The organism is Pseudoalteromonas sp. PB2-1, from assembly GCF_045040605.1.
GTDB lineage: Bacteria > Pseudomonadota > Gammaproteobacteria > Enterobacterales > Alteromonadaceae > Pseudoalteromonas > Pseudoalteromonas arabiensis.
In genome coordinates this window covers 955,069-967,548 of record NZ_CP090667.1, presented here as the reverse complement: position 1 = coordinate 967,548, position 12,480 = coordinate 955,069, and the positions used below count along the sequence as shown (strand labels likewise).

Here is a 12,480-nt window from a genome sequence, read left to right as displayed (position 1 = left end):
GTGATTGCAAGTTTTGTTCAAACCCATTTGGACATTATTGTATTTTTTATAGCGCTCCTTGCTGAGCGCTTTTTCCCTTTAGTAAGCTGGTATCACCCCAATACATTGCTGAGTGTTATTTTTTCTTCACTTGGCGATCGCCTTTACGATCAACATAACCCAAGAAGCTATCAGTATTTATCGTCAATACTTGCATTTACGCTTACAACTTTGCTGATTGTAGTACTGGTCATGTTATTTTTAGAGTTTGCCTTTTATCCTGAGCTGCTCAACGGGCTAATTCTTTACCTATTACTCAATAGCCGTGGACAAGAAAAGAAGGCACTTCGAATTGCGCGCTTAGTTAAAAAAAATCAGAAAGCGGCTGCCAGAGAATTACTCTCAGGTTTAGTTGCACGAGATGTATCTCGTCTATCAGCTCCTGGGATTTGTAAGGCATGCATGGAGTCTTTACTGCTACAAAGCGCACGGCAGTATTTTGCCGTGATCTTTTTTTACTTAGTCGGCGGCGCAATAATATGCCTGACTTACCGTTTATTAACCCTTATTCACCAAGCATGGCGTGAAAAACAATTACCTGACAGCCCTTTTTTACTACCCATTGCTAAACTGTTATTTGTACTTGAGTGGATACCTATTCGACTCCTAGCCATTACACTTGCAGCAACAAATGCGAGTAAACAAAGCCTGCATTACATTAAACATTATGGACGCCATTTTTACCAAACCAATACTGGCTGGCTACTCAGCGTAAGTGCGGCATCACTGGGTGTGCAACTAGGGGGGCCCGCTTTATACAAAGGTGTGCGCTTTAACAAAATGCGTGTAGGTACGGAGCGATTACCCAGTGCAGATGACATTCCAATTCTTATAAGCCGACTAAATCAGGCTAAAGCATTTTGGCTACTATTTATCATCTGTATTGAGATAATCACATTTCTAGCTTTTGCTTAACAAATACAAAAAAACCAGCCGAGGCTGGTTTTTATAATACGCCCTATTAACGCTTAAGCGACGGTGATTTTAGCAAACTTACGTTTACCTACTTGGTAAATTTCAGTACTGCCTTTAGCAACTTCAAGCTTAGTATCTGTTACTTTTTCTTCACCATTAATTTTTACAGCACCTTGTTTGATCATACGCATAGCCTCAGACGTACTTGCAACAAGATTAGCTTCTTTTAATAAATTAGTGATAAATACAGTGTCTTCAGCAATTGTTACTGTTACTTCTGGGATCTCATCTGGTAATGCATTTTTTTGAAAACGCTTAATAAAATCTTGATGAGCACCTTCTGCCGCTTCTTCACTGTGGAAACGAGCAATCATTTCTTTTGCTAATTCAATCTTAATGTCGCGCGGGTTTGCACCGTCAGCAACACGCTGTTTAAGAGCTGCAATTTCTTCGATTGATAATGCGCTTAATAAGTCATAGTAGCGCCACATTAGCTCATCGCTAATAGACATCACTTTACCAAACATATCGTTTGGCTCATCAGTAATACCAATGTAGTTACCTAATGACTTAGACATTTTCTGAACGCCGTCAGTACCTTCAAGCAGTGGCATCATTAGCACTGTTTGTGGTTTTTGACCTTCATCTTTTTGTAGCTCTCGGCCCATGAGTAGGTTGAAACGTTGATCTGTACCGCCAAGCTCAACATCTGCTTCTAATGCAACTGAATCCCACCCTTGTACCAGTGGGTATAAAAATTCGTGGATAGCAATTGATTGACCACCGGCATAACGCTTTTTGAAGTCATCACGTTCTAGCATACGTGCTACTGTTTGACGCGCAGCCAGTTTGATCATACCTGCTGCACCTAAGTTTTCCATCCAAGTAGAATTAAATGCAACCGTTGTTTTTGCAGGATCTAGAATCTTAAATACTTGCTCTTTATATGTTTCTGCATTAGCAAGTACATCTTCACGAGTTAACGGCTTACGCGTCACATTTTTACCCGTTGGGTCGCCGATCATGCCAGTAAAGTCACCAATAAGGAAAATAACCTCATGACCTAAGTCTTGAAAGGTTTTCATTTTATTAATTAAAACCGTATGACCTAAATGCAGATCAGGCGCCGTTGGATCGAAACCCGCTTTAATTTTAAGCTTTTTACCAGACTTTAGTTTTTCAACTAATTCGTCTTCAATTAATATCTCTTCTGCACCGCGTTTTATCTCAGCTAGAGCGGTTTGTAAATCCACTGTGTATTACTCCAAAAATTCAGCTTACCGGGCGTGGTGGCCTATCAGGGTTAAAAATAGAGCTAAAAATGATTAAATTTAGCAAGTTAGCTCCAGAAAAGCTGCACCAAGAGCAAGCCAACTTAAGTATTTTAAGCATCAGCCTAGTGGAGCAGCGCGCGTGATTGTTCTTTATACCGCGTTATTGCATTTTTATGAAGGTACTTTAGTTAACTAATGCATATTTAGCTTAACATCAGACATATGCTGCAAATTTAACCAAAAAAGATTAACACGCTGAGCAATTCTAGCGTAAAATAGCGCTAGTTTAAATCTACAAAACACTGGTATTTGCTCTATTTTAGGTATATCCTGCAATATTAGTAATTAATTTTCTTGACAGCAGAAAAAGGCACGTTATGGTTCACGTAGTGCATAAACTCCCCAAAAAACACAAACTGCTTATTCTCGGTTTGGTTTCTGCTATTATCGGCTTAGCATTATTACCGTCAGAAAAAGCCACCGCTTCAAAGGATAACAGTGCCGACGCACTTGAAATTGGCAAACGCTACGAATTACAAGTTAAAGTTGATGATAACGAAAAACTAACTGAACTAAATTCAGAGCAAGCAGCTGCTAAATTACCAGAATACGACCTTGTCGATCATCAAGTACGTAACGGCGATAATCTAGCACTTATTTTCAAACGCGCGGGCTTTTCAGCGCAAACATTACATAAACTAATCAACACAAATGCCGAAACGCGTAAATTAACCAAAATTCACCCTGGTGAAATTTTGAGTTTTGCTACAGCTGAAGACGGTTCTCTTGCACAGCTTCGTTATGTAATTTCAAAAACCGATACTCTGTACGTTACTTTAAATGATGAAGGTAACTACGACACGGCAATCGATAGTAAAGAAATCGAAACCTTAAGTAAGTCGGCCGGTGGCGAAATCAGCAATAGCTTTTGGACCTCAGGTATCGCCGCTGGGTTAAGTGAACGCCAAATAATGAATTTTGCTGACATCTTTGGTTGGGATGTTGACTTTGCTAACGACATTCGTAAAGGCGACCAGTTTGGTCTTATTTACGAAGCGCATTATGTTGATGGCGAGTACATAGGCGACGGCAAAATAATTGCCGCTGAATTTATCAACCAAGGCGAACGCTATTCTGCAATTCGTCATACTGATGGAAACTTCTACACACCGGAAGGCCGCAGTATGAAAAAAGCATTCTTACGTGCCCCTGTTAACTTTAAATATATCAGCTCAAGCTTTAATCCGCGTCGCTTACATCCAGTAACGAAGACTGTTAAGCCGCATAATGGTATTGACTACGCTGCTCGTACGGGGACACCGGTGGTTTCTGCTGGTAATGGTAAAGTAGTTAAAGCTGGCTACAGTAAGTATAACGGTAACTATGTATTTATTAGCCATGGCACTCAATACGTGACTAAATACTTACACTTGAACAAAAAGCTTGTTAAAACAGGTCAAAAAGTAAAACAAGGTCAAAAGATTGGTACCGTTGGTGCAACAGGTCGTGTTACAGGCCCTCATTTACATTATGAATTTTTAGTAAATGGCGTTCACCGCAATCCTAAAACAGTTAAACTGCCTAAGTCAGAGCCACTACCACGCGATGAGTTAGCTAAGTTTAAACCAATTGCCGACAACTTCTTAGCGCAGCTTGAACGCAATCGCGAGCTACAACTGGCACTTAATAAGTAATCGCTAAAGTTGAATAATTGAAAACCCCAGTAACTTAATTACTGGGGTTTTGCTTTATAACCACACTGTTTCTCTGAACTAACACATAGCGCGAGTTAGATTACATCTTGCTTTTTACTTTGTTAGTAGCCTGACTTAAAGCAGGGTTATCTGGCCAGAAATGTTTGGGGTAACGACCTTTCATCTCTTTCTGTACTTCTTTATAACTAGTTTGCCAGAAATTTTCTAAATCTTGAGTGAGTTGTAGTGGCCGCCTTGCTGGCGACAATAGCTCCATTAGTAGGGGTAACTTGCCCTGTGCAAGCAGGGGTGTGCTAGTCATGCCATAAACTTCTTGCATGCGTACACTCAGCTTTGCAGGTCCATCCAGCTGGTAAGTAATTCTCACATTTGAGCCACTGGGGACGGTTAAACGCAGCGGCAACAACTCATTAAGTAAACTCTGCTGGTGCCAATCAAAACAATTTTTTAAAGCTTCACTGTAATTAAGCTTTTTTAATTGCTCTACGTTTTTTATCTCATCAAGGAAAGGTGCAAGCCACTGATTATTAGTCGTCAATTCGTCACGACTAATAACTGGAAATGACTGCGGCAATAATTTGCTCGCTAAGCTCATTCTAATTAGTAATTGCTCACTTTCACTTTGCTCATTAAATAGTGAAAAACCTTTTTTATTGAACAAATTTAGCCATGCTTTAGTGCGCTCGGCTTTATCAAGAGGCTGTTTACTTGGCTGGCTTGCTACTGTAATCGCCCCTAGCTTTAGTTCTTCTTGATGAATAAAACGTCCAGATTTTTCATCGTATTCACAGCGAGTTTGCTCTGAAAATAAATGCCCTAACTGATCTTCAAGTTCATCTGGTAAAAATGCGACTGCCGCAAATATTCGACTTCCTTTGTGGCCGCCCATACTGGCAATAGCAAGATAGTCATCGTTATGCCAAAACTCATCACTTAAGTCGGCCCCCGCGCCATTGGCGAGCAAATAGCCGTTGCCACGCTTTTTCGCTAAGCGATCTGGGAATGCAAAAGCCACCAGCAAAGCAAGGTGCTGCATATTTAACTCGCGCACTGCCTTCAAATTTAAACGTGATAGCCAATAGTTTAATTGTTGCTTAAACAGTGGATGAGGCTTTGTATGCATGCTGTGAAGTGCAAGCTTAAGATCAGCCGGTATACTCACACGACTCTCAAGTAGCGCCACTAAGTATGCAGCGAGTTCATAAATTCTCGGCATACTTGCTTGAAGTTGCTTAGCCTTAATAAGCATATGTGATAAACGAATATCCGCCCCAAAACTAAGCATTTGGCTACCAAGTTTTGTTAGTTTTTCATTTTCATCAAGCGCTTCAAGCATTTTTAAAAGTGCTGTAGCGTGTTTAATTTGCTGTGGGCTTGGTGCATCAAGAAGATTTAGTTCAGTAATAGCTGCGCCCCACTGCTTAGTTTCAAGCAGTAGTTGGCTAATATCACTTGTTAGAATTTCTGGGGCGTCATGGCTGTTACGACGTTCAAACGTTTGTTTACTACCTAGGCGATATACCACACCAGCTTCTAAACGCCCTGCACGGCCCGCGCGTTGTACCGCAGAGGAACGAGAGATGCTTTGGGTTACAAGTTCAGTTACGCCAGTTTTTAAGTTGAAGCTGGCTGCACGGCGCTTACCGCTATCGACAACAATACGGATCCCTTCAATCGTTAAGCTGGTTTCGGCTACATTTGTTGTCAGCACGACTTTTCGCTTACCTTGTTGTGCAGGAGCTATGGCTGCTTGTTGCTCTCCTTTGCTTTGTTCACCAAATAAAGTAAACACTTCGCAATCATCAGCAAGATCGTTCAATGCCTGTTTTACACGTAGAATTTCTCGCTGACCGGGTAAAAACACCAAAGCACTACCAGTTTGCTCATTGAGTGCTTGCTTAATAACCGCAGGAATATCCTCTAACCATCGGCTTTCATCTTTAAGTGGAACATAAATTTCATCAATTGGGTAACTTCGCCCTTCAGATGATATTATTGGGCAATCAAAAAACTCACTGTACCGCTCACCGTCTAAGGTGGCCGACATGAGTAAGATTTTTAAATCGTCTCTAAGGGCCGCTTGCGTTTCAAGCGCAAAAGCGAGGGCTGTGTCTGCGGCAATCGAGCGCTCATGAAATTCATCAAAAATAAGTAAATCGACACCGCTTAACTCAGGGTCATTTTGTAGCATCCGTGTCAGCATCCCTTCTGTCACAATTTCCAGCTTGGTTGCATTACTAATTTTTGATTCACCCCTAATGCGCAAACCAACACTTTCGCCAACGGCCTCATTTTGTAAAGACGCCAAGTATTGAGCAATGTTACGTGCAGCCAAACGCCTGGGTTCAAGCATAACAATCCGCTTGAAGTGGCCTGCTTGCATCAGCGTTAATGGCAGCCATGTTGATTTACCTGCCCCTGGTGGCGCTTGCAGCAAAGCCATAGGGTTATTTTGTATCGTCGTTAACAATGATTGGTAAATATCTTGTATGGGCAGCACGTTTCTTTCTCTTACTTTATTTTTAGCTATTGTAACAAAAAACAGCCGACGACAATGACTCTCCCTTGCAAGAAAAAATTACAGGGTTCTATAAATAACTAAGAACAAATTGCAGTAAAAAATAAACGCCTTATAGATAAAAACAATTATTTACAACAATTTCAACAGGTTAAAAAATTTAACGGTATGGCATATCAATTGCTTTTATTAAAATGAATGTTTAACAAAGTAAGGAGATAATGATGAACAGCGATCGTTTAGAAGGCAATTGGAAAGAGTTAAAAGGTAAAGTGCAACGTAAATGGGGCGACCTTACCAATGATGATTTAGATAGAATCGAAGGTAGCCGTACAGAGCTTGTTGGTAAAATCCAGCAAAAATACGGCAAATCGAAAGAAGAAGCAGAGCGTGAAGTTAATGACTTTGAGAAAAGCCATTAATTTTGCAGCCTAACAAAAGCCGCCATCGGCGGCTTTTGTACTTATTTTGTTAGTGCTATTGCTTGGCCTGCAAGAGAAAACACATTTTTAAGCATTAACTTTAAAATATGCCTGATAGATGCATACGTAAATGAGATTGCTTTGAATGGATAGCCACAAAAAGCCAGCATGTAACCTAAAATTCCCTTCACATCACTTGTATAATTTTTAGAGAGATCGATGCTGTCGGTTAATGCTTTAGCAATTTGATCATAGACGGTAAGCGTATTCGTGTAGTGGTTTTGTATCGCATATAACTTACCTGTATCACGTAAATATGTGATTAATGCAGCGCCTATTTTTCTTGCCCATCTTGAAGTACGGCTGCACTCTAATCGCTTATCATAATCAAGCCTGACTTCTTCTTGAATCCGTTTTTCCATGCCCTTATTGATTGCAGCATAACTTTTAAAATTACTCGCAGTATGTAAGTAGCCTGGCGTCTGGTCTGTCATACTATGGGCTTTTGGAGTAATTGTTGCAGCACCATTTAAAATATATTCTTGCTCCGTATGCATAAATGGCCAGACTGGCACTAAAGGTACGGGGTCGGCGGCATGCACACAGCGATAAACATGGTTATTTGTTGCTGCTTCTGTCTGTATAGCAAAGCTATGATAACCAACTCGTGAAGCACCAAAAGTATAAAGCTTCACATTTGCACCAAAGTGATTTTTTAACCAATTCGCAGCCAAATTAGCCAAAGCACCGCCTAAGCTATGACCCACAACATGTATATTTAGCTTTTTGCTCGCTTTTTTACTAAAAAATTGTTCTAACTGCTTTCTAAATGAGTTAAAGGTGTGATTAAACCCCGCATGCACAGGCTGACTATTGCTACAGGTACTCAAACCACAATTAAGGTCAGTAATCACATCTCGCATTTTTGCCGTGCCGCGTAGTGCTAAGACATAATCAACTTCAAACAGTCCCTTTTGCCTTTTGCAATGCAACCAAAGCTGGTCGAATGAGTAAAAACGCGTTCAAGAATAGAGCCACTGACATCTTTTATAGGCTCTAATTCAAATGAAAAGCTATTCTCTAATAGCCGATAATAGTCTGTATACACTAAGGGTGCTTTTTCCAAAGTTTCATAGGCAAGTGCTGCAAAGTTTGCAGCAAAAGCTGGGGTTAGTGTTCCCATACTTATGTCCTTATAATTTAATTAATGGTCTTCGTCATCCGTTTCAATATCCGATATACCAAGATAAGAATCTACATCTATAACTTCAAAGTCTTCATCCCAACGCGCTATACTCGCAGCTCGAAATTTATAACCCGGAACTTGATTATTTTTAAAATGAAAAAAGACCTCCTCATCTGATAAGTCTGCTCTTAAACAGCTTAATTTTTTAGCGTATTCATGACGATATTTAATATTTGAAAGCTTGGATGTCCATAAAATATATTTAGTGCCCTCATAAATAAGCGTTATAATTTGAGATGTGAAAAGCTCTGCAAATGGCACTGCGGGTTGGTTAGAGCGAATATTGGCTTCAGGAAAAGAAAAGCCGCCTTTATCATCGGTATAGGCAAAACCTTCTACATATTTTCCGTCAGAGAAACAAAGTAGCCTTTCTATTTTTGCGTTAATTAAAGGTTTACCATTTTCACTAACTTGACCTTTAACTTCGGGGCATAGGTGTACCTTGTATGCACCAAAATAGTTACCCAACTTCTTAAATGATTCTAAGAGTGACATTAAAAATGAGCCTCAAAACAGGCTGTGAACTTAACGGGAAGAAGATGTTGATGATATTCCTTACCTTGACTCACTATTCACATGCCCTTGTAAATAATGAGCACATAATACACAACTTAGTGATAAAAAGTAGCATCAGTAAAAATAATTGAGCCGGCGAGGCTTATTAGGCTGGCTCGTGTTTGGCCAAATCAGGCTCAGCAACTGTTTGGTTTTTACCTTGAGATTTTGCTTTGTATAGTCGCTTATCAGCAATATTTAAGCATTGATCAATACTGTCCACTAGAGTTCGCTGATACAAACCAATACTTAAACTCACATTGAAGGAATGCTTACCACTTTTAAATGTATTATTTGCGAGTTGTGTGTGTATTTCATCAGCAACGTTTCGTGCGCGAAGTTCATGCCCTTTTGGGATTACAATTAAAAACTCTTCACCACCCCAACGCGAATTAATGTCTTCATCGGTACACACTTTCTTAAAGATATTGGCAATAAAGATAAGCACTTCGTCACCCACTTGGTGACCATAGGTGTCATTCACTTGTTTAAAGTTATCAACATCAATTAAAAGAAACACGGCGCCCTCTGCAAAGCAACGACTTTGCATACACTCTGTCGCATAACGTCGGTTTGATAAACCGGTCATGGCGTCGGTGCGGGCCAGCTTTTTGTTTATTTTAAGCTGTGCTATGAGCTCACGACTGTACTTATTTCGGTAATACTCATAGAACGCGCCAAGTATACATAAAATTGAAAAGCACAGCATAACTCGTGTAGGAAAGTAATGACTTGGATAACTGTAATAACCCAATTTGTCCGTGTAATAAAAGAGAGTTGAAATCACACAAGCAAGCACGATTAAGTCTATCGCTCCGCGCTTTAAGCCACGAATAAAAAAGGTCACAGGCGAGGCAATAAATAACCATAAAGGACCTGTACCATGATTACCGCCAGACACTATCAAAAAGCACATAATCGCATATAAGGTGTAAAGCATCAGAATAGCAATTGTATGGTCACGATTTTTGATTATAAACGGACTGGCAAATACACCCACAGCAACCACTAGCATACTACTAAGAAGGGTGTAGCCATCTAAGTAACTAGTAATAGACATAAAAAAAGAGGTAACAGCCCCAATGAATGCAAATACACGTAAAAACCGTGCTTTATCTTGCTGACTTGCATTGACTGTATCGATCACACTTTTGCCTTGCGTTTATTATTGCTTATTCCTAAATAACTTTAACACAAATATCTAATAATGAAGGCGTAATACAGCTTTTCACATGCTAAATGCTTAACAAAAAGAATAAAGTATTAAAAATACCGACCTTTTTGTTCATTAAGGCTAGGTTATTTTTACCTTAAACAGGAGCAAAGTTTCTATAAATTAACTACTTATAGCACTATCAAAACTGAGAGCTAGGCGAGTAAGAGGTTAGCCATGTTTATATGGCAGATTATTTTAACTACGACGAACGGCTGCATGCGCGACTAGCTCATCAAGTTGATTCTGATGCTGACGAGCCTGTTTTTGCTTTGTCTGATATGCTTTTTTAGCAATTACGCCCTCTAACCCCTTCGTGAATGAAAGTTGTTGGATACAAGCATGTTGTTGCCGTGATTGATCGCCTTGTAGCTGCGTTACTCGTTCGGCCTGCTGCTGCGATAGCCCATGCAGAATGTGTTTCATGCCTGCTAAATTTTGCAAACCAATTGCATTACCCATCTGGTTGTTTGTTTGCATTTCGTCGATAAATTGCTTTAGTTGGGCTAGTCGCTGTTGCTCTACTTCGGTTTGTTGTTTTAGAACTGCCTGCTCAGAGAGCATGTTATCAAGCTTCTCTTGTTGCATGTCTTTAAACTTATCTAGCATCATGTTTTCCTATTAACTGCGAAAGCTGTTGATTTGTAGTCGCAAAGTCTGCTTTTTCATTTAATGATTGGCATAAGAATGCTTCTATTTGTGGATACAAGTGTACAGCTAAATCCAATTCAGCATCTTTCCCTGCTTGGTAGGCACCAAGCGGTATTAATTCATGTACTTGTAGGTATCGACTGTAGAGCTTTTTAAGCTTATAACAAAAGGCAAGCTGCTCAGAGGAGACAATGTTAGGCATAACACGGCTTATAGATGCGCCAATATTAATAGCTGGATAATGACCTTTTTCTGCAAGCGTTCGGTCCAATACAATGTGGCCATCTAAAATAGCCCGCGCATTGTCCGCAATTGGGTCTTGCTGGTCGTCCCCTTCTGCTAATACCGTGTAGATCGCAGTCATTGAACCTTTACTTTTTTCACTGTTTCCAGAGCTTTCAACTAACTGGGTTAGCTTACTAAATACCGATGGCGGATACCCCTTAGCGACAGGCAACTCGCCAACCGCAAGGCCTATTTCTCGCTGTGCTTGCGCATAGCGAGTCAAAGAGTCCATCAATAACAGAACATTTAAATCTTGGTCACGATAAAAAGCAGCCAGTTGATGACTTAACTCCGCCGCTTTTGCTCGCAGAAGCGGTGAATCATCAGCAGGGGAAGCAATTACGATGGCCTTTTTGAGCCCTTCTGGACCAAGACTTTGTTCTATAAATTCTTTCACTTCCCAGCCACGCTCACCAACTAGAGACACGATTACAACGTCTGCACTGGTAAAGCGAGTCATCATGGCCAGTAGCTTACTTTTACCGACACCTGAGCCTGCAAAAAGCCCTAAACGCTGCCCTTTTCCAACGGTAAAAAGACCGTTTATTGAACGGACTCCTACATCCAAGGGTTCGCTCACCCCTTTACGCTGCAATGGATTTAAAGAGGGTTGTTTTTTTAGAACGCAATCAGCTCCTAAATCAACACGACTTAAGTTACCTAAATCATCTATCGGTTGCATTTGTGCATCAATTACTCTTCCGAGTAAAGACATATCAACCTTTATCGCTTGTGTATCAGCAACAGCTCTGACTCTCGCACCTGCGTATAAACCATCTGCTTTATTTAGTAGCATCAAGAACGCTTTGGTATCATCAAAACCAATCACTTGAGCGTCATTCCACGTGCCATCAATGCTCTCGACTTGGTATTTTTTTGCCATTAAAAACTGCCCGCCGACAGCTGTTAATGTCATACCATTGACTCTTACAAGACGACCGTAACTTTGGATTAAAGGCGGGGCTGTCAGCTGTTTTGTAGCAGTATTAAGAACATGAGATAACACGGTATTACTCATGAATAACTTGACCGTTTAGAAGGGCTGGCGTTATATCAGCAAGTACAGCATCTAAACGCTCTGAAAGAGACAAGCTATGGCTTTGCTCACTAGAAATAAGCTTTACACTGCCGCTTGCAAGTTGAGGCTCAAAACTCACTGTTAGGGGTATTTTATCAAAGCTTGAATCGTCAAAAAGGGCCGCATCAGCGCTAGAAAAAACAATTTCGTTAACATCATCTCGCCCTGCTAATAAATTGAGGGCCTGTTCGACTAAATCAATTAAGCAATTAGGCTGCAAAGTTAACTCACAGGCAATTACCTGCTCCGCGACCTTTGCAACTAACACACTAAGATCTTTTAGTACCTCATTAGACAGCAGATTAAGTTGTTGCTTTGTTTGCTGTGTTAGCACATCGAATTGTGCCAGCATTTGCTGCTTTAATTCTAGTTCACGCTCTTGTAGTAATAGTTCAGCTTGCTGCGAGACGCGCTTTTCTATATCAGCTTGTAGCGCCGCTTGACCTTGCTTTAATCCCTCATCATAACCCTTTTGCCAAGCAGCCTGCTCAGCTGCCTCGATACGCTGTTGAACACTCTGGTGCTGTTGTTCTTTTGTTAACGTTGGAAATTGATAAGCTTGCATAGCA

General features: G+C 40.5%; 12 protein-coding genes. 3 read left to right on the top strand and 9 right to left on the bottom strand.

The window, feature by feature from the left end; translation table 11 throughout:
- A complete protein-coding gene (locus tag L0Z67_RS04550) occupies positions 1–954 on the top strand; it encodes a cobalamin biosynthesis protein (RefSeq protein ID WP_405128487.1) in 954 nt (317 codons plus the stop codon).
- A gap of 53 nt (positions 955–1,007) precedes the next feature.
- Here the strand turns inward: L0Z67_RS04550 and tyrS are convergent, their stop codons facing one another.
- Positions 1,008–2,207 (bottom strand): tyrosine--tRNA ligase, encoded by a 1,200-nt coding sequence (gene tyrS / locus L0Z67_RS04545; protein WP_062570331.1) that lies wholly within the window; start codon positions 2,205–2,207, stop codon positions 1,008–1,010.
- A gap of 398 nt (positions 2,208–2,605) precedes the next feature.
- Here tyrS and L0Z67_RS04540 point away from each other — a divergent pair, with 398 nt between their 5' ends.
- Complete coding sequence (locus L0Z67_RS04540) at positions 2,606–3,922, top strand: peptidoglycan DD-metalloendopeptidase family protein (RefSeq protein WP_062570330.1); 1,317 nt, start codon at positions 2,606–2,608, stop codon at positions 3,920–3,922.
- 100 nt (positions 3,923–4,022) lie between these two features.
- Here the strand turns inward: L0Z67_RS04540 and hrpB are convergent, their stop codons facing one another.
- Complete coding sequence (gene hrpB / locus L0Z67_RS04535; RefSeq protein WP_405128486.1) at positions 4,023–6,443, bottom strand: ATP-dependent helicase HrpB; 2,421 nt, start codon at positions 6,441–6,443, stop codon at positions 4,023–4,025.
- Positions 6,444–6,685: 242 nt separating this feature from the next.
- Between hrpB and L0Z67_RS04530 the strand changes: the two genes are divergently transcribed.
- Complete coding sequence (locus L0Z67_RS04530) at positions 6,686–6,883, top strand: CsbD family protein (protein ID WP_062570328.1); 198 nt, start codon at positions 6,686–6,688, stop codon at positions 6,881–6,883.
- A 41-nt stretch (positions 6,884–6,924) separates the two neighbouring features.
- Here the strand turns inward: L0Z67_RS04530 and L0Z67_RS04525 are convergent, their stop codons facing one another.
- The 7 genes from L0Z67_RS04525 to L0Z67_RS04495 form a co-directional block, all read right to left on the bottom strand.
- Complete coding sequence (locus L0Z67_RS04525) at positions 6,925–7,806, bottom strand: lipase family protein (protein WP_405128485.1); 882 nt, start codon at positions 7,804–7,806, stop codon at positions 6,925–6,927.
- 20 nt (positions 7,807–7,826) lie between these two features.
- On the bottom strand, positions 7,827–8,066 hold the full coding sequence (locus tag L0Z67_RS04520) for a hypothetical protein (RefSeq protein ID WP_405128484.1): 240 nt from the start codon (positions 8,064–8,066) through the stop codon (positions 7,827–7,829).
- 21 nt (positions 8,067–8,087) lie between these two features.
- The gene (locus L0Z67_RS04515) at positions 8,088–8,624 is read right to left on the bottom strand and encodes a DUF6795 domain-containing protein (RefSeq protein ID WP_405128483.1); all 537 of its coding nucleotides are present in this window, start codon (positions 8,622–8,624) and stop codon (positions 8,088–8,090) included.
- A 166-nt stretch (positions 8,625–8,790) separates the two neighbouring features.
- Entirely contained in the window at positions 8,791–9,831 is a 1,041-nt protein-coding gene (locus L0Z67_RS04510; RefSeq protein ID WP_405128482.1) for a GGDEF domain-containing protein, read from the bottom strand.
- A 264-nt stretch (positions 9,832–10,095) separates the two neighbouring features.
- The gene (locus L0Z67_RS04505; protein WP_237114895.1) at positions 10,096–10,509 is read right to left on the bottom strand and encodes a hypothetical protein; all 414 of its coding nucleotides are present in this window, start codon (positions 10,507–10,509) and stop codon (positions 10,096–10,098) included.
- Complete coding sequence (locus tag L0Z67_RS04500; protein WP_062570321.1) at positions 10,496–11,851, bottom strand: FliI/YscN family ATPase; 1,356 nt, start codon at positions 11,849–11,851, stop codon at positions 10,496–10,498. Before L0Z67_RS04500 ends, L0Z67_RS04505 begins: the two co-directional genes overlap by 14 nt.
- Complete coding sequence (locus L0Z67_RS04495; protein ID WP_062570320.1) at positions 11,844–12,476, bottom strand: FliH/SctL family protein; 633 nt, start codon at positions 12,474–12,476, stop codon at positions 11,844–11,846. Before L0Z67_RS04495 ends, L0Z67_RS04500 begins: the two co-directional genes overlap by 8 nt.
- Between the last annotated feature and the right edge of the window lie 4 nt (positions 12,477–12,480).

Excerpts from the sequence above, each read along its gene's own strand:
- L0Z67_RS04540 (WP_062570330.1), top strand. The coding sequence starts at position 2,606 with ATGGTTCACGTAGTGCATAAACTCCCCAAAAAACACAAACTGCTTATT.
- L0Z67_RS04530 (WP_062570328.1), top strand. The coding sequence starts at position 6,686 with ATGAACAGCGATCGTTTAGAAGGCAATTGGAAAGAGTTAAAAGGTAAA.
- L0Z67_RS04525 (WP_405128485.1), bottom strand. The coding sequence starts at position 7,806 with ATGCGAGATGTGATTACTGACCTTAATTGTGGTTTGAGTACCTGTAGC.
- L0Z67_RS04520 (WP_405128484.1), bottom strand. The coding sequence starts at position 8,066 with ATGGGAACACTAACCCCAGCTTTTGCTGCAAACTTTGCAGCACTTGCC.
- L0Z67_RS04515 (WP_405128483.1), bottom strand. The coding sequence starts at position 8,624 with ATGTCACTCTTAGAATCATTTAAGAAGTTGGGTAACTATTTTGGTGCA.
- L0Z67_RS04505 (WP_237114895.1), bottom strand. The coding sequence starts at position 10,509 with ATGATGCTAGATAAGTTTAAAGACATGCAACAAGAGAAGCTTGATAAC.
- L0Z67_RS04500 (WP_062570321.1), bottom strand. The coding sequence starts at position 11,851 with ATGAGTAATACCGTGTTATCTCATGTTCTTAATACTGCTACAAAACAG.
- L0Z67_RS04495 (WP_062570320.1), bottom strand. The coding sequence starts at position 12,476 with ATGCAAGCTTATCAATTTCCAACGTTAACAAAAGAACAACAGCACCAG.